Origin of the sequence: Pseudonocardia ammonioxydans, from assembly GCF_900115005.1 — a bacterium.
Lineage (GTDB): Bacteria > Actinomycetota > Actinomycetes > Mycobacteriales > Pseudonocardiaceae > Pseudonocardia > Pseudonocardia ammonioxydans.
In genome coordinates, this window is record NZ_FOUY01000024.1 from 64,217 (window position 1) to 84,492 (window position 20,276).

Sequence of the window (20,276 nt, forward strand, 5' to 3'; positions counted from 1 at the left end):
GGATAACACAATGCTCATCGGCACCGTTGTGGATGCGCCCGGACGGCAGGGGGTGCCTGCGGGCCTACCGTGAGCGGATGTCTGCCTTCTGGCATCCCTTCGCCGCCATGCACTCGGTCCGCGACTCCACGGTGACGATCACCCGTGGCGAGGACGTCTGGGTCTTCGACGACGCCGGTACCCGCTACCTCGACGCCACGGCCAGCCTCTGGTACGCCAACGTCGGCCACGGCCGGCGCGAGATCGTCGACGCCGTCGCCGCCCAGATGTACGAGCTCGAGGCCTACTCCACGTTCACCGACTTCGCCAACGAGCCGGCGCTGCGCCTCGCCGACGAGATCGCCGCCCGTGCCCCGCTCGACGGCGGCAAGGTGTTCTTCACCAGCGGCGGCGGCGACTCGATCGAGACCGCGGCCAAGCTCGCCCGTGAGTACTTCGCCGCCGTCGGGGAGCCGCAGCGCACCGTGCTGCTGCACCGCGAGCACAGTTACCACGGCACGCACGGGCTGGGCACCTCGCTGGCCGGCATCCCCGGCAACCGCCTCGGCGCGCCGTTCACGCCGGACGTCGTGCAGACCCCGTGGGACGACGCGGCCGGCCTGGAGAAGGCGATCGTCGACGTCGGCCCGGAGCGGGTCGCGGCGTTCTTCTGCGAGCCGGTGATCGGCGCCGGTGGCGTGCTCCCGCCCCCGGAGGGCTACATCGAGGCGGCCGCCGAGGTCTGCCGCCGGCACGGGGTGCTGTTCGTCGCCGACGCCGTCATCTGCGGGTTCGGCCGGCTCGGGAACTGGTTCGGGATCGAGAAGTTCGGGGTGCGCCCGGACATCGCCGTCTTCGCCAAGGGCGTGACCTCCGGGTACCAGCCGCTCGGCGGGATCGTCGCGTCCGGGCGGGTCGCGGCCCCGTTCTGGGACGAGCCCGGACGGGTGTTCCGGCACGGCCAGACCTACGCCGGCCACCCGGCCGCCTGCGCCGCCGGGTCGGCGACGATCGCGCTGATGGAACGCGAGGGCCTGCTGGAGCGGGCGGACGCGCTCGCACCGCAGCTGCTCGAGCGCCTGCAGGGCATCGCCGATCACCCGCTCGTCGCCCACGCCCGGGGCGGGGTCGGCGTGCTCGGTGCGCTGGCCCTCGACCCGGAGCGGCTCGCCGCGACCCCCGACCTGCCGCAGCGGGTGTTCCGCGCGGCCCGGGAGCGCGGCGTGCTGATCCGTCCGATGGGTTCGGCGATCGGGTACTCGCCGCCGCTGACGGTCACGGCCGAGCACCTCGACCTGCTGGCCGAGGCCACCCGGGCCGGGCTGGACGACGTCGCGGCGGCCCTCTGACCTCGCAGGGCCCGGGTGTCCGGGGAACTACCGGGCGACCCGGTCGCGCCGCATGGTGTGCGCGTCCGCACCGGAGGGCCGGTAGTACCGCTTCCGGACCCCGACCACGGTGAAGCCGCACGACTCGTAGAGCGTCCGGGCGGGCTCGTTGTCCGTCCGGACCTCGAGGAACACGGTGGCCTGCAGCTGGTCGGCGGCCTCGAGGAGCTTCGCGAGCAGCGCGCGCCCGATCCCGTGCCCCTGCCAGTCCGGGTCGACGCCGATCGTGTGCACCTCGGCCTCGGCCTGCGGCGGCCCGGCGACGACGGCCAGGCCCGCGTACCCGACGAGCTCGCCCCGCACGCGGGCCGCGAGGTAGAGCTGCCCGGAGGTGACGGCGTCGCGGAACGCCTGCGGGCTCCACGGGTCGTCGCCGGGGAACAGCCGCTCCTCCAGCGCGGAACACCGCTCGGCGTCGGCCCGGTAGAGCGGGCCGATCGTGACCGACGTGCTCATCGGCCCTCCTCCCCTCCGGTGCTCGCCGTCATTCGCGGTGTCGTCGCTCGCGATGCTGTCTCTCGCCGTACTGCTGTGTCCCATCGTGGACGCGCTCAGGCGGTCACGCGCTTGCGCCCGGTCGGTTCGACGGCGTCGGGGCGGCGCAGGTAGAGCGGTTCGACGGGGGCGGGGGCCCGCCCCGCGCGCAACGCGCCGGCGGCCACCTCGACCAGGGCCTCCGGGGCCGGAGTGGCGGGGCCGGTGACGGCGGTGCCGAGCGGACCGGCGAAGGCGGGGTCGCCGACCACGGTCCCGATCGCGAGCTCCGGCAGCCGCTCGGCGAGTGCGGCGGGCGCCTCCACCGCCGGGCCGGTCAGCCGGCGGGCGGCCGGGTCGTAGGCCGCCCAGTAGACCTCCCGGCGGCGGGCGTCGGTGACGACCAGCAGGTTGCCGGTACCGGGCCGCGTTCCGTCTGCGCTCCCCGCAGCATCCACGTGCGTTCCGCGTGCGCTCCCCGCGGTGTCCATGCTCGTTCCGCTGGCGCTCCACACAGCATCCATGCGCGTTCCGCGTGCGCTCCCCGCAGCATCCATGCGCGTTCCGCTGGCGCTCCACGCGGTCGCAATGGCGTCGTGCGAGCACACCCCGTGCACCGGCACGTCGAGGGCGTGACCGAGCGCGGCGGCCGTGGCGATCCCGACCCGCAGGCCGGTGAACGGGCCCGGCCCGACGCCGACCACGATCGCCTCCACCGACGGCAGCGGCCGGCCGGCCTCGGCACACAGCGCGCGGACGGCGGGCACCAGGAGCTCGCCGTGTTTGCGCCCGTCATGGGCCCGGGTCGCCAGCGGCACGGCGGGGCCGGAGCCGGGGAGCTCGACCAGGCCGGCGGTGACGACCGGTGTCGCGGTGTCCAGGGCCAGTACCAGCACGGTCGACCAGCCTACGGGCGCTGCGTACGGCGCAGCGTGGCGACCCGGGTCTCGTCGTCGCGGCGCTCCAGCACGACCTCGACGGCCCCGCGGCCGTCGCCGGTCAGCCGCTCGGCGACGCCGACCCCCCATTCGACGGCGACGACGGCCCGGTCGAGCTCGGTGTCCAGGTCGAGGTCGTCGAGCTCGGCGGCGACGTCGACGGCCGCCGGGGCCGCGTCCCCGCCGGGGCCTCCGAGCCGGTAGGCGTCGACGTGCACCAGCGCGGGCCCCTCCCCGGACGACGGGTGCTCACGGGCGATCACGAACGTCGGCGAGGCGACGGCGCCGGTCACCCCGAGCCCGCGGGCCAGGCCACGGACCAGCGCCGTCTTCCCTGCCCCGAGCGGCCCGGCGAGCAGCAGCACGTCGCCGGCGACGAGGTCACGACCGAGTTCCTCGCCGAACGCCTCGGTGTCGGCGACCGTGGGCAGCTCACGGCGGACCGGGGCCGCACCGGGGGCCGGGATCACGCCCGGCCCTTCCGGCTCCGTGCGGTACGCCCGGCCTTCGGGCCGCGGCCGCCGCGCGCCGCCCGCGCACCGCCACGCAGGACACCACCGCGCTGCCGCCCGGATCCCGTACCGCCGGACCCGGACCCGGCCCGCTCGCCGGACGCAGCCCGGTCGCCGGACGCAGCACTTTCCCCCGACCCAGCTCGCTCCTCGGGCGCCGCCCGTTCCTCGGACACCGCCCGCCTGCCGGAGGCAGCCCGCCCACCGGCACCGGTGGCGGCCCCGGACGCTCGACCGCCACCGCCACCGCCACCGGCGGCCCCGGATGCGCTGCGGCGCGTCGGGCGCGGCGCCCGGCGCGGGACACCCTCGCCGCGCGCCAGGCACCGCTCGATCAGGTCGCCGAGCTCGCCGTCGACCCGCTCCGGCTGCTCCAGCATCGGCATGTGGCCGACCCCGGGGAGCCGCACCAGCCGCGCGGTCGGGATCGCCTCGGAGATCACCTCGGAGTGCCGGTACGGGATGATCCGGTCGGCGTCACCGGCCAGCACCAGCACCTCACAGCCCGAGAGCCCGGGCAGCGCGGCGAGCCGGTCGTGCGTGCCGAGGGTGTCGACGAAGTCGGTGAGCGCGCCGACCGCGTTCGAGTCGATCATGGTGTCGACCAGGTCGACCATCCGCGGGTCGACCTGCCGGTCGCCGTAGGCGAACCGCTTGGTGATCGCCCAGATGACGTCGCCGAGCGCACGCCTGCCGGTCTCCACCAGGCCGGGCTGCCACGCCGCGAGCGCGCCGAGGGTCCGGGTGACCGGGTTGCGCCGGGACAGGAACGTCCCCGGCAACCCACCCGACGCGATCTCCCCGGCCGAGGTCGACACCAGCGCGACCCCCGCGACCCGCTCGTGGAACAGCTCCGGGTGCTGCTCGGCGAGTGCCATCACGGTCATCCCGCCCATGGAGTGCGACACCAGCACCAGCGGACCGTCCGGGGCGAGCGCGCGGAGCACCGCGTCGAGGTCGCGGCCCAGCTGGTCGATCGTGCAGCTGGACTGCGGCGCCCGTTCGGAGCGGCCGTGGCTGCGCTGGTCGTAGAGCACCATCCGGACCGACGGTCCCGACAGCGACGCGAGGAACTCGCGCTGCTCCTGCCAGGTCCGGCGGTCGAGGGCGAACCCGTGCACGAGGACGACGGTGAGCGCGGGCTCCGTCCCGTCCGCGGGACCGACCTCCTCGCAGGCGATCCGGACGCCGTCGTCGGCGGTCACCGAACTCTCCTCGCCGGTCGACCCGGCCGCCGGCAGGCCACCGTGCTCGGCCATCTCGGTGGCCAGGCTGCGTCGCGCCGTGGCGATCTTGCGGCGCTGCGCGGCGACCCCGGCCCCGGCAGCCGCCCCGGCCGCGCCGACCAGGCCGCCGGCGATCCCGGCGACGGTCCATCCGCGGCGGCTCACGCGGAGTTCCCGCCGGCACCGTGGACGGTGCGCCGCACCCGGCCCCGCATGCCGGTGACGATCTCGTAGTGGATGGTGCCGAGCTCGTCGGCCCACTCGCGGGCCGTCGGCCCGCCGCCGGCACCGGTGCCGAACAGCTCGACCGGGTCACCGACCGCGACGTCGAGCCGGCCCGGTGGCCCGCAGTCGACCACGAACTGGTCCATGCAGACCCGCCCGGCCACCGGGCGGATCGTGCCGTCCGGGCCACCGATCCGGACCCGCATCCGGCCGCCGTTGTTCAACCGCCGCGGGACGCCGTCGGCGTAGCCGAGCGGGACCAGGGCCAGGGTCCGCGGTTCGGCCGCGACCCACTCGTGACCGTAGGACACGCCCTCGCCCGCCGGGATCGTCTTCACCAGCGCGACGCGGCCGCGCACGGTCATCGCCGGGCGCAGCGGGCTGTCCGCGGGCTGGGCGATTGGGTCCAGGCCGTAGGCCGCGATACCCGGGCGGACCAGGTCGAGGTGCAGATCGGGACGGGTGAGCGTGGCCGCCGAGTTGGCCAGGTGCAGCAGCGGGGCGAACCCGCGGTCCCGGGCCTGTGCGGCGGCGGCCCGCAGGCGCTCGGCCTGGGCGTCGATGCTGGGGTCGCCGGGCTCGTCGGCCCGGGCCAGGTGCGACCAGACCGCCGCCACCTCGGCGGTCCCCTCCGCGACGGCCGAGGCGACGTCGTCGAGCAGCTCCGGCCACTCCTCCGGGCGGCAGCCGTTGCGGTTCAGCCCGGTGTCGGCCTTGAGGTGCAGCCGCACCGGCCGTCCCGCCGCACGGGCACCGGCCAGCACCGCGGCGAGGTGTTCGCGCGACGACGTCGACAGCTCCACCCCCGCCGCGACGGCGGCGGCGAAGTCCTCGTCGGGCAGGTGCAGCCAGGCGAGCAGCGGCGCGTCGATCCCGGCCGCGCGCACGGCGAGCGCCTCGTCGAGGGTGGCGACGCCGAGCCGGGTCGCGCCGGCGGACATCGCGGCCCGCGCGACCCCCGCGGCGCCGTGCCCGTAGCCGTCGGCCTTGACCACGACCATCGTCCCGGCCCCGGAGCGGGCGGCCAGGCCGGACAGGTGCGCGACGTTGTGCCGCACGGCGTCCAGGTCGATCACGGCCTCGGCGCGGGGGCCGCCGGTCGCGGCGGCCGGTCCCGCACCGGGCACGGGTTCGGTGGCAGGCAACACGGCTCCGATCATCGCATCCCGGAACGGTGCGCCCGCCCGGCGCCGGGTCGCCGGCGCCCGCCCGCGGGTTCCGTCTAGTCGGTACCGGTCTCCATCGCGGCGCGGTCGAGGGCCTCCTCGGCCTGCTCGACACCCTCCGGCGGGGCCGGGGTGGCGGTGATCTCGATCGCCCGGCCGGCCTCGACCTCGCCGACGAAGTTCTGGAAGGAGCCGCCGAGCATCCCGGTCGCGGCGTACTGCTCGAGCTTGGCGCGGGAGTCGGCCAGGTCGAGGTTGCGCAGCGTGAGCTGGCCGATCCGGTCGCCGGGGGTGAACGGGGCGTCCTCGACCCGCTCCATCGACAGCCGGTCCTCGGCGTAGGCCAGCGCGGGCCCGCGGGTGTCGAGCACCGACCAGTCGTTGCCGCGGCGCAGCCGCAGGGTGACCGAGCCGGTGATCGCGTTGCCGACCCAGCGGGTCAGCGACTCGCGCAGCATCAGCGACTGCGGCTCCAGCCAGCGGCCCTCGTAGAGCAGCCGGCCGAGCCGGCGGCCCTCGGTCTCGTACGCGGCGAGCGAGTCCTCGTTGTGGATCGCGCTGACCAGCCGCTCGTAGGTCACGAACAGCAGCGCCATCGCCGGGGCCTCGTAGATGCCGCGGCTCTTGGCCTCGATGATCCGGTTCTCGATCTGGTCGGTCATCCCGAGGCCGTGCCGGCCACCGATCCGGTTGGCCTCCTCGACCAGCGCGACCGGGTCGTCGTAGCGGACGCCGTTCAGCGCGACCGGGTGGCCGGCCTCCCACTCGACGGTGACGTCCTCGGACTCGATCTCCACGGCCGGGTCCCAGAACCGCACGCCCATGATCGGCTCGACGATCTCGATCGAGGTGTCGAGGTGCTCGAGCGTCTTGGCCTCGTGGGTGGCGCCCCAGATGTTCGCGTCCGTCGAGTACGCCTTCTCCGCCGACGCCCGGTACGGCAGGTTCCGGTCGCCGAGCCAGTGGCTCATCTCGGTGCGGCCGCCGAGCTGGTCGACGAACGCCTCGTCCAGCCACGGCTTGTAGATCCGCAGGGCCGGGTTGGCGAGCAGCCCGTACCGGTAGAAGCGCTCGATGTCGTTGCCCTTGAACGTCGAGCCGTCGCCCCAGATCGAGACGCCGTCCTCGGCCATCGCGCGCACGAGCAGGGTGCCGGTGACGGCGCGCCCGATCGGCGTGGTGTTGAAGTACGGCATGCCGCCGGCCCGGATGTGGAACGCGCCGCAGGCGATCGCCGCGATGCCCTCGTCGACCAGCGCACGCCGGCAGTCGACGACGCGCGCGGACTCGGAGCCGTACTCGAGGGCACGCTCGCGCACCGCGACGAGGTCGGGCTCGTCGGGCTGTCCCAGGTCGGCCGTGTAGGCGTACGGGACCGCGCCGTTCTCGCGCATCCAGGCGACGGCGACGGAGGTGTCGAGGCCGCCGGAGAACGCGATGCCGACGCGCTCGCCGACGGGGAGGCTGGTCAGGATCTTCGGCACGCGAAAACGCTAACAACCCCCGCGCGACCCAGGTCGGGCGGTGTCGCTCGGCGCGGACGCCTCGCCCCTCCGGGTCCCGTCCGCACCCGCGCCGTGCCCTGCGCCATGGCCCCGCGCCGTCACCCCGCGCCATGGCCCCGTGCCGTGGCCCCGCGCCGTCACCCCGCGCCGTGGCCCCGAGGGGCACCCTCGGGGCGCTCGGTGCCGCGAGGGTGCCCCTCGGGGCCGTTCGGGGCCGTTCGGGGCCGTCGGGGCCGTTGGGGGCCGTTGGAGCCGTTGGGGCGCCCCTCGGGGCGTTCGGTACCGCGCGCCCTACCGCCGGGGCGCGCCGCCCACGGCCGCCGCGCGGACACCGCGGAGCGCCGCCGGGATCGCGGCCTGCAACGCCGACGCCGGCGCCGGGACCGGCGGGAGCCCGTGCTCGCGGGCAGCGGCCGTCGCGGCCCGGGCGTGCACCAGGGTGGCGCAGCCGGCGGCCCACCACGGGTCCAGGCCCGCGGCGAGCAACGCGCCGATCATGCCGGTGAGCACGTCCCCGGAGCCCGCGGTCGCCGCCCACGAGTCGGCGGCCGGGTCGATCAGCACCCGTCCGTCCGGGGCGGCCACGACCGTCGCGTTGCCCTTGAGCAGCACCGTCACGCCCAGGTCGACCGCGGCCCGGCGGGTGTCGGCCACCCGGTCGGCGGAGACCTCGCCGGCGATCCGCGCGAACTCGCCGGCGTGCGGGGTGAGCACGACGGGTGCGCCGTGCAGCAGGTCACGCAGGTGGGCGTGCTGCCCGAGCAGCGTGATGCCGTCCGCGTCGATGCACAGCGGGACCTCGCGGTCGAGCACGCTCTCGAGCACCGCGAGCCCGGCCGAGCCGGTCCCGAGCCCCGGCCCGACCGCCCACGCCTGGGTGCGTCCGGCGTCGGTGATGTCACCGGTGGCGACGATCTCCGGCCAGTGCCGCCGGACCTCGTCGGCGGCCGAACCGGCGAACCGCACCATCCCCGAGGTGGACAGCGCGGCGGCACCCGCGGCGAGCACCGCGGCCCCGGGGTAGGTGGCCGAACCGGCGGCGATCCCGACGACGCCCTGGGTGTACTTGTCGTCGTCCGGGCCGGGCACCGGCCAGCGGGCACCGGCGTCGGCGTCGTCGAGCACCCGGGCGTGCGGCTCGTCCAGATACGGGTCCAGACCGATGTCGACCAGCCGCACCGGGCCGCACAGCGGCGCGGCCAGGGCGTGCACCGGCTTGCGCACCCCGAAGGTCACGGTGGACGCGGCCCGGACGTGCGGCCCGTCGGTGTGCCCGGTAGCGGGGTCCACTCCGGACGGCAGGTCGCACGCCACGATCGGGACGCCCGCCCCGTCGGCGACCGCCACCAGCGCCGGCGCCGGATCGCGCAGCGCGCCCCGCCCGGAGATGCCGACGATGCCGTCCACCGCGACGTCGGCCGCCGCGACGGCCGCCCGGGCCGCCTCGAGGCTCCCCGGCTCGACCGGCAGCACCCGACCGCGGGCGCGCCGCAGCGCCGCCAGACCCGCCGGGTGTGCCCGGTCGGGCGTCAGCAGCAGCGCGGTCACGTGCGCGCCCCGGCGGCGCAGCTCCACGCCCGCCCAGAGCGCGTCGCCGCCGTTGTCCCCGGCGCCGACCAGCAGCACCACCCGGCGTCCGTAGGTGGAGCCGAGGAACCCGCGCAGGTGGGCGGCCAGCCCGGACGCGGCCCGGCGCATGAGCGTCCCGTCCGGGACGGTGCGCATCAGGGCGCCCTCGGCGCTCCGGACCTGCTCGGCGGTGTAGAGCCCCTGCATGCCGCGGAGGCTATCGGTTGCTCGACGGTCGTGGAGCCCGGCGAGCCCGGGGCGCCACGACCGTCGCTCACTCCACGGTGACCGACTTCGCCAGGTTGCGCGGCTTGTCGACGTCGTACCCGCGGGCACGGGCGATCTCGGCCGCGATGACCTGCAGCGGGATGGTCGCGACCAGCGGCTGCAGCAGCGTGGGCACCGCGGGGATCTCGAAGAGGTGGTCGGCGAACGGCCGCACGGTCTCGTCGCCGGTCTCGGCGATCACCACGGTCCGTGCCCCGCGGGCCTTGATCTCCTGGATGTTGGACAGCAGCTTGGAGTGCAGCACCGCACGGCCCTTCGGCGAGGGCATGACGACGACGACCGGCAGCCCGTCCTCGATCAGCGCGATCGGGCCGTGCTTGAGCTCGCCGGCGGCGAACGCCTCGGCGTGCATGTAGGCGAGCTCCTTGAGCTTGAGCGCGCCCTCCAGCGCCACCGGGTAGCCGACGTGCCTGCCGAGGAACAGCACCGCTTTGGACGGGGCCAGCTCCTGCCCGAGCGCGCGGGCCTCGCCCAGCGACTCGAGCACCTCGGCGACGGCCTCCGGGATCGACTCGAGCTGCTCGAACTCGCGGACGACCTCGTCCGGGTACTTCGTGCCGCGGGCCTGGGCCAGCGCGAGCCCGACCAGGTAGTTGGCCGCGATCTGGGCGGTGAACGTCTTGGTCGCCGCGACGCCGATCTCCGGGCCGGCGTGGGTGTAGATCACCGCGTCGGACTCGCGGGGGATCTGCGCGCCGTTGGTGTTGCAGATGGCCAACACCCGGGCCTTCTGGTCCTTGGCGTGCCGCAGGGCCTCCAGGGTGTCCGCGGTCTCGCCGGACTGGGAGATCGCGACGACCAGCGTGGAGCGGTCCAGCACCGGGTCGCGGTAGCGGAACTCGCTGGCCAGCTCGATCTCCACGGGCAGCCGCGTCCAGTGCTCGATCGCGTACTTGGCCAGCAGCCCGGAGTGGTAGGCGGTCCCGCAGGCGACGACGAAGACCTTGTCCACGTCACGCAGGTCCTGGTCGGACAGCCGCTGCTCGTCGAGCACGATCCGGCCGTCGACGAGGTGCCCGCGCAGCGTGTTCGCGATCGCGCCGGGCTGCTCCTCGATCTCCTTGAGCATGAAGTAGTCGTGGCCGCCCTTCTCGGCGGCGGCGAGGTCCCAGGTCACCTGGAACGGGGTGGCCGCGACCGGCTCCCCGGCGAAGTCGGTGACCGTGTAGCCGTCACGGGTGATCGTGACGATCTGGTCCTGACCCAGTTCGACGGCCGACCGGGTGAACTCGATGAAGGCCGCGACGTCGGAGGCCAGGAACGTCTCGCCCTCCCCCAGGCCGAGCACCAACGGGGAGTTCCGGCGGGCGGCGACGATCCGGTCCGGGTCGTCGGCGTGCGTCACGACCAGGGTGAACGCGCCCTCCAACCGGCGGGCGACGGCGCGGACGGCCGCGGTCAGGTCACCGGCGGCGTCCTCGGCACCGGCGAGCTCACCGGCGTGGGCCAGCGCGACCAGGTGCGCGGCGGTCTCGGTGTCGGTGTCGGACTCCGCCCAGATGCCCCGCGCCTCGAGCTCGGCGCGCAGCTCCAGGAAGTTCTCGATGATCCCGTTGTGGACGACCGCGACCTTCCCGTCGCTGCTGCGGTGCGGGTGCGCGTTGCGGTCGGTGGGCGGACCGTGCGTGGCCCAGCGGGTGTGGCCGATCCCGGACGTGCCGGTGAACCCGTCCCGGCCGACCTCGTCGAGGCGCGCCTCCAGGTTCGCCAGGGCGCCGGCCCGGCGCTCGATCAGCAGGCTGCCGTCGCTCGGCAGGGCGACGCCGGCGGAGTCGTAGCCGCGGTACTCGAGCCGGCGCAGACCGCCGAGCACCACGTCGAGTGCGACCCGATGACCGACGTAACCGACGATGCCACACATGTCGCCGAGCGTATCGGCGCCGAGTTCGCGATCTTTCGGCGCCGGGTGCGACGGGCGCCACGCCGGACGGCGCGGTGCGGCGGGCGGGGCGTGACCTGCACCGGTACGGTGCCGTCCGTGGCTCGGACCAGCGTGACCCGCCCCCCGTCGATGAAGGGGGCCAAGGACGCCCTCGGCGTGCTGTCCCGCCCGGGACCCAACCCCGTCCGGTTCGGCGACCTCGGCCTGATCGGGCTGCCCGGCATCGTCTACACCCCGGCGGAGGGCTTCCACCTGCCGGCGGTCGTGCTGGGGCACGCCTGGCTGCAGCCGGTCCGCCGCTACCACGAGCTGCTGCGGCACCTCGCCTCGTGGGGTTTCGTCGCCGCGGCGCCGAACACCCAGCGGGGCCCGGTGCCCAGCCTGTCGCAGTTCTCCGCGGACCTGAACACCGTGCTCGACGTCTGTGTGGGCGTCCGGCTCGGGGACGGGACCATCAGCGTCGACGCCCGGCGCACCGCCCTGCTCGGGCACGGCACCGGTGGCGGGGCCGCGGTCCTCGCCGCGTCGCGGCGGGAACGCCTGGGCGCCCTGGTCACCCTCGCGCCGTCCGAGATCCGGCCGTCCGCGGTCGCGGCCGCCGCGTCCGTGACCGCCCCGACCCTGCACCTGGGCGCCGCGGTCGACTCGATGGCGCCGGTCGACGGGCACGCCCTGAAGATCGCCGCCGCGCAGCGCGACGCCGGTACCGACGTGACGGTCCGCAGCATCGAGAAGGCCGGTCACCTGGGATTCTGCGAGGGGCGGCACTGGTCGAGCTTCCTGCTCCAGAACCACCCGCAGCACCGCACGCGCAAGCTCACCCGGGCGCTGGTGACGGCGTTCCTGATGCAGGAGCTCACCGGGGAGAAGCGGGTCTCCGCGCTGACCTCGGGCAGCGTCCCCGGGGCTCCGCTGCTGGACATCCCGGAACCCGAGGCCGAGGAGGAGACCGCGGAGCCCGCCGGCCTGCTCGGTCTCGGCGGCTGACGCCCACCCCGGCGCCGGCTCGGTCCCGGACTCGGGCTCACGGCCGCCCGCCGCCGTCGGTCGGCGGGAGCAGCGGGGCGACCATGCCCCGGCGGTCGGTCGTCCGCGTCCCGCCGTGGCCGGGCAACCGCAGTCCGGCGTCGTGACCCGGCTCGGCCGCGCCGTCGTGGCCGCCACCGGTCCCGGTCTCCCCGGCCGCCCGGTGTTCGAGGGCGGCCGCCTCCGACGCCGCGTCCCCGGCGAGTCGTTCCGCGGCCCGGTGCGTCAGGCGCAGGCGCTCGCTCCACTCATGCCCGGCAACGTCGTCCCACGCAGCCGCGACCGCGTCCCGGACCCCGCCCAGGACGGCCGCGGTGTCGTCGAGCCGGGCCACCAGGCGGCGCAGCGCCGCGGCCTGGTCCTCGATGTCGCTCATCGCCCCGTCCCCGCCGTCGCCCTGCTCGCCACACCCCCGCCCTGCCGGGGCGGGGCGGTGCCTCTCGCCTCCGACGACGCCCCGGGCCTCACGCTTGCGCCCCATCCAGGACGACTGCGCGCACCTCGATCCCCACAGCCCTCCTGAGACTCACGCATCCGCCCCCACCAGGGCAGAAACGCGCACCCCACGCCCGACACGGCATCGAGACTCACGAATCCGTCCCGCCCGGAGCTCCGGCGTTCGCCGCCGGCCCCGGAAGCCTGCACCGCCAAGGGCGGAACGGTGCATCTCGCCCCCGACGACGCCCCGAGCTTCACGATTCCGCCCCACCCAGGACGACTGCGCGCACCTCGATCCCCACAGCCCTCCCGAGACTCACGCATCCGCCCCCACCAGGGCAGAAACGCGCACCCCACGCCCGGCGCGGCATCGAGACTCACGAATCCGCCCCGTCCGGAGCGCCGGCGCGCGCCCTGTCCCTGGAGCGCCGGTGCGAGCTGCTCATCCCGAGGCGTACCCGCGGATCCGGGCCGCTGCGGTGTCGTCCGCGTCGCGGATACGGCCGGCCGCGCGACCGGCCGCGTCCGCCAGGGAATCCAGTTCGTCGGCGATCCGGTGCGCGACGGCGGCGTGTTCCCGGCCCGCGACCGGGCCGGCGTCCTCCCGCAGGCCGGCGGCCAGGTCGCGGAGCCGTCCCGCGGCACGGTCGAGGGCAGCGGGGTCGTACCGCAGGTCCGGACGCATCCGGTCAGCGTGCGGCAACCGGCCACCCGCCGGGCGCGGTCGGCGGTCCCGGTTCGCGGTCGCGACCACGACCGGTGATCAGGGTCCGAGCGACCCCGAGCGATCGGGCAGGCGTACGGCTACCGCGCCACCGGGCCCGCCGACCAGGCGTACCAGCCACCGAGCCACCGAGCAGGCCGAGCAGGCGTGCCGGCTACCGCGCCACCGAGCACGCCGACCAGGCAGACCGACTCGAACCGTCGAGCACGCCGAGCGGGCCGAGCACGCCGAGCACGCCGAGCGGAGCGAACTGGCGGAGCAGGGCAAACCGCTGAACACGCCGACCAGGCCGAGCGGGCCGATCAGCCGAACGGGCCGAGCAGGGCGAACTGAGGGAGCAGGCCACACGACAGCGTGGCCCGGGGGGGGGAAGCCCGGAGACGTCGACGAGCGCGGACGGGGCCGCCGCAGGAGTGCGACGGCCCCGTCCGGGAGATGCGGCAGAACTCAGCGCGCGGCGGCGACGACCTCGGCCAGCCGGCCGGCGACGGCGGACGCGTCACTCTCGGTCGGCGCCTCGACCATGACCCGCACGAGCTGCTCGGTACCCGACGGGCGCAGCAGCACCCGGCCGGACCCGCCCAGCTCGGCCTCGGCCGCGGCGACGGCGTCGGCGACCTCCGCGGAGGTGGCGACGGCGTCCTTGTCGGCGACCGTGACGTTGCGCAGCACCTGCGGCATCGGCGTCACGACCGACGCGAGCTCGGCCAGCGACGACCCGGTCTGGGCCATCCGCGACATCAGCCGCAGCGCGGTGAGGACGCCGTCGCCGGTGGTGGCATGCCCCGGCAGCACGACGTGCCCGGACTGCTCGCCGCCGAGCGAGAACCCGCCCTCGCGCAGCCGCTCCAGCACGTAGCGGTCGCCGACCTTGGTGGTGTCCAGGGTGATCCCGGCGTCCCGCATGGCCAGGTGCAGGCCCAGGTTGCTCATCACGGTCGCGACGAGGGTGTCGTGGGCGAGCTCACCGGCGTCCCGCATGGCCAGCGCGAGCACGGCCATGATCTGGTCGCCGTCCACGACGTTCCCGGCGGCGTCCACCGCGAGGCAGCGGTCGGCGTCGCCGTCGTGGGCGATGCCGAGGTCCGCGCCGTTCTCGAGGACGGCCGCCTGCAACGGTCCCAGGTGGGTCGAACCGACGCCGTCGTTGATGTTCAGGCCGTCCGGCTCGGCGTGCAGCGCGACCACGTCCGCACCGGCCTGCCGGTAGGCCTCCGGGGCGGCGACCGACGCGGCCCCGTGCGCGCAGTCGACGACCACGCGCACCCCGGACAGCGAGCCCGGTGCCGCCGACAGCAGGTGTGCGACGTAGACGCCGGTCGCGTCGGGGGCGTCCCACACGCGGCCGATCGCGTCCCCGGTGGGGCGGCCGGTGCCGGGGTCCGCGAGGCCACGTTCGATCTCGTCCTCGATGTCGTCGGGCAGCTTGTGCCCGCCCGCGGCGAAGATCTTGATGCCGTTGTCGGGCATCGGGTTGTGCGACGCGGAGATCATCACGCCGAGGTCGGCACCGGTCTCCGCGACCAGGTGCGCGACGCCCGGGGTGGGCAGCACGCCCACCCGGATCGCGTCCGCACCGGCGGAGGTCAGGCCGGCGACGACCGCGGCCTCCAGCATCTCGCCGCTGGCCCGCGGGTCACGGCCGACCACCGCGACGGGCCGGCGACCGTTCGACAAGGTACGCGCAGCCGAGGCACAGACACCAACGGCGAACTCCGGAGTGAGGAGTTCGCCGTTGGCCAGGCCCCGGACGCCGTCGGTTCCGAAGAGGCGACGCATCCGGCTGCGCGATCAGCGCTTGGAGTACTGGGGCGCCTTGCGGGCCTTCTTGAGGCCGTACTTCTTCCGCTCGACGGCGCGGTCGTCGCGGGTGAGGAACCCGGCCTTCTTCAGGGGCGGGCGGTCCTCGGAGTCCAGCTCGGCCAGCGCACGGGCGATGGCCAGGCGCAGCGCGCCGGCCTGGCCCGCGGGGCCGCCGCCGCGCAGGTTCGCGAAGATGTCGAACCGCTCGGTCTTCTCGACCGTGACCAGCGGCTCCTTGACGACCTGCTGGTGCAGCTTGTTCGGGAAGTAGTCCTCGAGCGGCTTGCCGTTCAGGTTGAACTGACCGGTGCCGGGCAGCAGGCGCACGCGGACGACGGCCTGCTTGCGACGGCCGACGGTCTGCACCGGACGGTCGCCCAGCACGGGGGCCTCGGCGGCGAAGTCGTCGGCGGCGAAGTCGGTGGCCTCGCCGATGCTGTAGTCGACGTCCGCGACGGCCTCGCCGAGGGTCTCGGTCAGCTCGGTGTCGGTCGCCTCGGCGGCGGCACCCTCGGTCTCGACCGACTCGACGATCTCGTCGGGTCCGTTCTCGGGGCTGGTCACGGGCTGTCCCTCTTCGTAGCTCGGGGTGGTCACTGGCTGACCTGCTTGATCTCGAACGGCTGCGGGTTCTGCGCCGTGTGCGGGTGCGCCGGGCCGGCGTAGACCTTCAGCTTCTTGGCCATCGCCCGTCCGAGACGGTTCTTCGGCAGCATGCCCTTGATCGCCTTCTCGACCAGGCGGTCCGGCTGGCTGTCGATCATCTCGCCGACCGAACGCTGGCGGAGGCCACCCGGGAAGCCGGAGTGCCGGTACACGAACTTGTCGTCGCGCTTGGTGCCGGACACCGAGATCTTCTCCGCGTTCACGATCACGACGAAGTCGCCGTTGTCGACGTGCGGCGCGTAGGTCGGCTTGTGCTTGCCGCGCAGCAGCGTGGCGGCCTGGACGGCGAGCCGACCGAGGCGCACGTCGTCGGCGTCGATCACGTGCCAGGCGTGGGTGATGTCGCCGGGCTTCGGGCTGTACGTGGGCACGGATCTACCTCGTCGTCGTTCTCGGCTTCGGTGGGTGGGGTACCGGCGGCGTCCGCGCGGTTCCGGCCCACACTGGTGTCTCTGTGGTTCCTCAGCGTGCCGCAGGTGGACGCCGGAGGGACGCTCGGCCCCGTCGGATCCCGCCGGTTGCACTGCCTCGCGCACCTGCTCGGGAACGACGGACGGCGCCCGCGGGTCTCCACCGCTGCACAACGAGAGTCGAGAATACCCGTCGTCCCCGGGAGCGGGCGCAAGGGGGTCCGCTCCCGCTCCCGGGCGGTGGTCAGACCGTGAACCGCCGGGCGTTCTCGGCCTCCACCGACCGGTATCCCGCGCCGGCGCCGAGCACCAGACCCTTGATCTTGTGCAACGTCTCGGTCAGGTCCGTCGCGGAACGGTCCCAGCGCTGCTGGGCCTCGTTGTACCGGCCCGCCGCGTCGCCGGTCCAGCTCGACACGACCGGCGCGAGGTGGCGCCGGAGCTCGTCGAGCTGCGCCACGATCCGGGCCCGGGCGGCGTCGATGTCCGCGGCGGCCTGTTCGATCGCGGCGAAGGTGACCTTGATCTCCGATCCCATCGGCGGCCTCCTCAGCCCAGTGCCGAGGTGATCGCCGAGACGCTGCGGGCGTTCTCGTCCTCGATCCGCTGGTAGGCGGTGGCCGTGCCGCCCAGCTGGGCGGCGATGTCGCCCAGCGCCGTGTTCAGCCGCTTCGCCTCCGCGTCCCACTCGGCCATCAGCACGGTGAAGGCCGTGGCGGCCGCACCGGCCCACTGGCCGCGGGTCGCCTCCAGCCTCGACCGCAGCCCGGCGAGCTCGCCGTTGACCGCGGTGCTCACCTCCTGCACCCGGCCCGCGGCCCGGGCCATCTCCTCCGTCGTCGTGCCGAACCCCTCGGCCATGTGCCTCACCCCGTTCCGTCGCAGCCGGGCGACCGCCCGGCCGGGGCACCGTCGCAGGCCGGCCCGGCCGCCCACCCGGTGTTCCGCGGAACCGTTCGCGACCGGGAACGCCCGGCGGCCTGCTCGCTCACGGTGCCCGGCGCACCGAGCCGACGACCTCGGTGCAGGCCGGGAACGGGGCGGCTCCCTCGGCGCGGCGGCACCCGACGACGAGCTGGTCGTCGGACTCGAACAGGACGTGCCAGTCGACGACGGCGCCGTCGCCCGGGTGCTGGGTGTAGCGCACGACCGTCCGGCCCGCGACGACCGCGGGATCCGGCCGGGTGACGCGCTGCTGCCCGGCCAGCAGCGTGTCGAGCTCCCGGCGGGCCCGCGCCGGCTCCCGGCCGGCGTCGTAGGGCAGCGGGCTGCGTTCGACGACGATGAGGTCGGTGCCGTCCGGGCGACCCACCGGGGTGAGCAGGATGCGCCGGCGCGCCGGGTCGCCGCCGGTGTGTTCCCAGCCTGCGGGCAGCGCGGCAGCGTAGCCGTACTGGACGACGCCGGTGGCGGCCGTGGGCCGGTCCCCGCCCCGGCCCACGGCCCAGCCCGTGAGGACGAGGACCACGCCGAGCAGCGCGAGCGCGGGCAGGATCCAGCGCATCCGATCCGGCGGGTCGTCGTCGGCCACGACCTCCGCGCCGGGCCCGGGCGGCTCCTGCGCGACGGGCACCGGTCCCGGCGGGTCGGTACCGGTCCCGAGCAGCCCCACGCCGAGGAGGGCGGCGCCGAGGACGGCGGCGGTGTCCGGACCGGCCCCGGCGACCGCGGCCGGGTCACCCGCCTCGAGCGGCCCGGCGACCCGGACCGGGCAGGACGCGGCCCCGGTGACCGCGGCGACCCACTCCGGGTCGTCGGCGGCCGCCTCCCCCGCCAGGACGAGCTCGACCGCCCGCACCCGGCGGGCCGGCCCGGCCAGTGCCGCGGCGGGCAGGTTCCCGCCCGCTCCGGGCGGCGGGTGTGCGGCGGGCCGCGGGTCCACCGGCACGACCACACCGTCCTCGACCACGGCGGCGTCCATCCGGGCGTCCCCGGTGTGCACCACGAGCACGGGGCCCGGCGGTGGTTCCGGCCCCACCGCGAGCACCGCGACCGCGACGGGCACCGCGACCACCCGCGGCGTCCCCGGGAAGGAACCGCCGGGCGTGGTGCCGACCCGCACCACGACCTCCGGTGGCCCGTCGGCGAAGAAGTCGCCGACCGCACCGGCCGGCGTCGTCCCGGGTGGCGCGGCGGCGAGCAGCCGCACACCGTCGTCGTCGGCCGCGGCGAGCAGCACCCCGTACGGCCGGGCGTGCACGGCCACCGCGTACCCGCTCATCCGGGGTCGGACCAGGCCAGCTGCATCCGCCGGGCCCCGGCCCGGCGGTCGGCCAGCACCATCCGCCCGGGTGGCGCCGGGGCCGGTTTCACCTTCTCCAGCAGCGCGCCCTCCTCCGGGCTGCCCGACCCGACCAGGCCCGGCGCGCCCAGCTCGCGCAGCCGGCCCAGCACCGGGTCGAACAGCGCCCGGCCGGCACCGCCGGTACGCCGGGCGAGCACCACGTGCAGGCCGACGTCGCGGGCCTGCGGCAGGTACTCGGCGAGCGGCAGCAGCGGGTGCGGCGCCCCGGCCCCGACCCCGCCCGCGCCGGGGACGACGAGGTCGTAGTCGTCCACCAGCAGCCACACGTCCGGGCCACTCCACCAGGAACGCTCGCGCAGCTGTTCACGGGTGACGTCCGGGCCGGGGAGCCGCCGGGCCAGTGACCCGGCGATCTCCGCGCAGGCGTCCGCGGTGGCCTGTGCGGTCGAGGTGTGCGCCAGCAGGTGGGTGTCCGGGACCCCGCCGAGCAGCGTCCGCCGGTGATCGACGACGACGATCCGGGCCTGCTCGGGCGACCGGCCGGCCGCGACCCCGCGGGCCACCAGCCGCAGCAGGTTCGTCTTCCCACCACCGGAGTCGGCGAAGCAGAGCAGGTGGGCCTCGTCCGGGTCGAGTTCGACGACGGCGAGCCGGTCCTCGTCGACGCCGAGCGCGGGCCCCCGCCCGGGCCCCGCGGGCAGCTCCTCGACGGTGATCCGTTCTGGCAGCAGCCGCACCCCCGGCACCACCGGGCCCGCCCACGCCGCGGCGACGTCCGGCGCGGGATCGGTCCCGGCCTCCCCGGTCGGTGCGGCGAGCACCGCGGCCGCGCCGTCCGGGGCGAGCCCGTGCCCGGGACGGGCCGGCACGGCGGCGGCCCGGTGCCGGTCCACCTCGGAGTCCGACGGGTCGCCGAGCCGCAGCTCGAGCCGGCTGCCGAGCTGGTCGGAGAGCGCGGGCCGGAACTCGGCCCAGCGGGCCGCGGACACCGCGAGGTGCACGCCGTGGCCGAGCCCGCGCGCGGCGAGCACGGCCAGCTTCTCGTCGAGGTCCTCGAAATCCGAACGCAGCGCGGCGTAGCCGTCGACGACCAGCAGCAGGTCGGTGCACGGCTCGTCGGCGAGCTCGCCCCGGGCCCGCCGCGCCCGGAACTCGTCCACGGAGCCGATCCCGTGCGCGGCGAAGAGCCGCTCGCGGCGCTCCACGGTCGCGACGGCCTCCGCGACGACGCGGCGCACCAGGTCGGCCCGGTGCCGGTCGGCGACGGTGCCGACGTGCGGCAGCCCGGCGAGTGCCGCGAGCGTCCCGCCGCCCAGGTCGACCGCGTGCACCCCCAGCTCGGACGGCGTGTGGGTCAGCGCCAGCGCGACGACGAGGGTGCGCAGCGCGGTCGACTTCCCCGAGCGCGGCCCGCCGACGACGGCGACGTGCCCGGCCGCCCCGGACAGGTCCACGACCAACGGATCACGACGCTGCAGGTAGGGGCGGTCGACGAGCCCGACCGGTACGGCGAGCCGCCCGCCCGGCCCGGGCGCCTGCCACCCGCGGCCGGGGCGCAGCGACAGCCGGCCGAGCACGGCGGGCAGCGGCGGCGGCTCCGCCAGCGGCGGCAGCCACACCCGGTGCGCCCGCGGCCCCGGACCGGACACCGCGGCGACGATCCGGTCGAGCACCGTCGCCGGCGCGGGCACCACAGCGCCGCCGGCAGGCACTACAACGCCACCGGCAGGCACCACAGCGCCACCGGCAGGCACCACAGCGCCACCGGCAGGCACCACAGCGCCACCGGCAGGCACCACAGCGCCACCGGCA

The 20,276-nt window shown here is 75.8% G+C and carries 19 protein-coding genes; 2 read left to right on the plus strand and 17 right to left on the minus strand.

The window, feature by feature from the left end; all coding sequences use genetic code 11:
- The first annotated feature begins 77 nt into the window (after positions 1–77).
- On the plus strand, positions 78–1,328 hold the full coding sequence (locus BM093_RS21740) for an aminotransferase family protein (protein ID WP_093347916.1): 1,251 nt from the start codon (positions 78–80) through the stop codon (positions 1,326–1,328).
- Positions 1,329–1,355: 27 nt separating this feature from the next.
- Here the strand turns inward: BM093_RS21740 and rimI are convergent, their stop codons facing one another.
- The 8 genes from rimI to glmS form a co-directional block, all read right to left on the minus strand.
- Complete coding sequence (gene rimI / locus BM093_RS21745; protein ID WP_093347919.1) at positions 1,356–1,823, minus strand: ribosomal protein S18-alanine N-acetyltransferase; 468 nt, start codon at positions 1,821–1,823, stop codon at positions 1,356–1,358.
- Positions 1,824–1,918: 95 nt separating this feature from the next.
- The gene (tsaB, locus tag BM093_RS21750) at positions 1,919–2,737 is read right to left on the minus strand and encodes a tRNA (adenosine(37)-N6)-threonylcarbamoyltransferase complex dimerization subunit type 1 TsaB (RefSeq protein ID WP_093347923.1); all 819 of its coding nucleotides are present in this window, start codon (positions 2,735–2,737) and stop codon (positions 1,919–1,921) included.
- 11 nt (positions 2,738–2,748) lie between these two features.
- Positions 2,749–3,249 (minus strand): tRNA (adenosine(37)-N6)-threonylcarbamoyltransferase complex ATPase subunit type 1 TsaE, encoded by a 501-nt coding sequence (gene tsaE / locus BM093_RS21755; protein WP_093347927.1) that lies wholly within the window; start codon positions 3,247–3,249, stop codon positions 2,749–2,751.
- Positions 3,246–4,682 carry an alpha/beta fold hydrolase gene (locus BM093_RS21760; protein ID WP_245773693.1) on the minus strand — a complete coding sequence of 479 codons (1,437 nt, stop codon included), beginning with the start codon at positions 4,680–4,682 and terminating at the stop codon, positions 3,246–3,248. The genes tsaE and BM093_RS21760 overlap by 4 nt, the downstream gene beginning before the upstream one ends.
- On the minus strand, positions 4,679–5,890 hold the full coding sequence (gene alr, locus BM093_RS21765; RefSeq protein ID WP_245773694.1) for an alanine racemase: 1,212 nt from the start codon (positions 5,888–5,890) through the stop codon (positions 4,679–4,681). The genes BM093_RS21760 and alr overlap by 4 nt, the downstream gene beginning before the upstream one ends.
- A gap of 74 nt (positions 5,891–5,964) precedes the next feature.
- Complete coding sequence (argG, locus tag BM093_RS21770; RefSeq protein WP_093347936.1) at positions 5,965–7,392, minus strand: argininosuccinate synthase; 1,428 nt, start codon at positions 7,390–7,392, stop codon at positions 5,965–5,967.
- 312 nt (positions 7,393–7,704) lie between these two features.
- Positions 7,705–9,189 carry an NAD(P)H-hydrate dehydratase gene (locus BM093_RS21775; protein WP_093347940.1) on the minus strand — a complete coding sequence of 495 codons (1,485 nt, stop codon included), beginning with the start codon at positions 9,187–9,189 and terminating at the stop codon, positions 7,705–7,707.
- 67 nt (positions 9,190–9,256) lie between these two features.
- On the minus strand, positions 9,257–11,131 hold the full coding sequence (gene glmS, locus BM093_RS21780; protein ID WP_093347944.1) for a glutamine--fructose-6-phosphate transaminase (isomerizing): 1,875 nt from the start codon (positions 11,129–11,131) through the stop codon (positions 9,257–9,259).
- 117 nt (positions 11,132–11,248) lie between these two features.
- Between glmS and BM093_RS21785 the strand changes: the two genes are divergently transcribed.
- Entirely contained in the window at positions 11,249–12,139 is an 891-nt protein-coding gene (locus BM093_RS21785; RefSeq protein WP_245773695.1) for a dienelactone hydrolase family protein, read from the plus strand.
- A 37-nt stretch (positions 12,140–12,176) separates the two neighbouring features.
- Here the strand turns inward: BM093_RS21785 and BM093_RS21790 are convergent, their stop codons facing one another.
- The 9 genes from BM093_RS21790 to eccCb form a co-directional block, all read right to left on the minus strand.
- Positions 12,177–12,554, minus strand: a complete 378-nt coding sequence (locus BM093_RS21790) for a hypothetical protein (protein WP_093347952.1) — start codon at positions 12,552–12,554, stop codon at positions 12,177–12,179.
- A 504-nt stretch (positions 12,555–13,058) separates the two neighbouring features.
- A complete protein-coding gene (locus BM093_RS21795; RefSeq protein WP_143105473.1) occupies positions 13,059–13,301 on the minus strand; it encodes a hypothetical protein in 243 nt (80 codons plus the stop codon).
- Positions 13,302–13,787: 486 nt separating this feature from the next.
- Positions 13,788–15,119, minus strand: a complete 1,332-nt coding sequence (glmM, locus tag BM093_RS21800) for a phosphoglucosamine mutase (protein WP_093347963.1) — start codon at positions 15,117–15,119, stop codon at positions 13,788–13,790.
- Between the two features lie 12 nt (positions 15,120–15,131).
- Positions 15,132–15,740, minus strand: coding sequence for a 30S ribosomal protein S9 (gene rpsI, locus BM093_RS21805; RefSeq protein WP_425439187.1), 609 nt, complete (start codon positions 15,738–15,740; stop codon positions 15,132–15,134).
- On the minus strand, positions 15,737–16,180 hold the full coding sequence (rplM, locus tag BM093_RS21810) for a 50S ribosomal protein L13 (RefSeq protein WP_093347968.1): 444 nt from the start codon (positions 16,178–16,180) through the stop codon (positions 15,737–15,739). The genes rpsI and rplM overlap by 4 nt, the downstream gene beginning before the upstream one ends.
- A gap of 283 nt (positions 16,181–16,463) precedes the next feature.
- On the minus strand, positions 16,464–16,757 hold the full coding sequence (locus tag BM093_RS21815) for a WXG100 family type VII secretion target (protein WP_093347972.1): 294 nt from the start codon (positions 16,755–16,757) through the stop codon (positions 16,464–16,466).
- 11 nt (positions 16,758–16,768) lie between these two features.
- Positions 16,769–17,080, minus strand: coding sequence for a WXG100 family type VII secretion target (locus BM093_RS21820; RefSeq protein WP_143105474.1), 312 nt, complete (start codon positions 17,078–17,080; stop codon positions 16,769–16,771).
- 127 nt (positions 17,081–17,207) lie between these two features.
- The gene (locus BM093_RS21825) at positions 17,208–18,440 is read right to left on the minus strand and encodes a type VII secretion-associated protein (RefSeq protein ID WP_093347980.1); all 1,233 of its coding nucleotides are present in this window, start codon (positions 18,438–18,440) and stop codon (positions 17,208–17,210) included.
- Positions 18,437–20,155 carry a type VII secretion protein EccCb gene (eccCb, locus tag BM093_RS21830; protein WP_245773697.1) on the minus strand — a complete coding sequence of 573 codons (1,719 nt, stop codon included), beginning with the start codon at positions 20,153–20,155 and terminating at the stop codon, positions 18,437–18,439. The genes BM093_RS21825 and eccCb overlap by 4 nt, the downstream gene beginning before the upstream one ends.
- Positions 20,156–20,276: the final 121 nt, after the last annotated feature.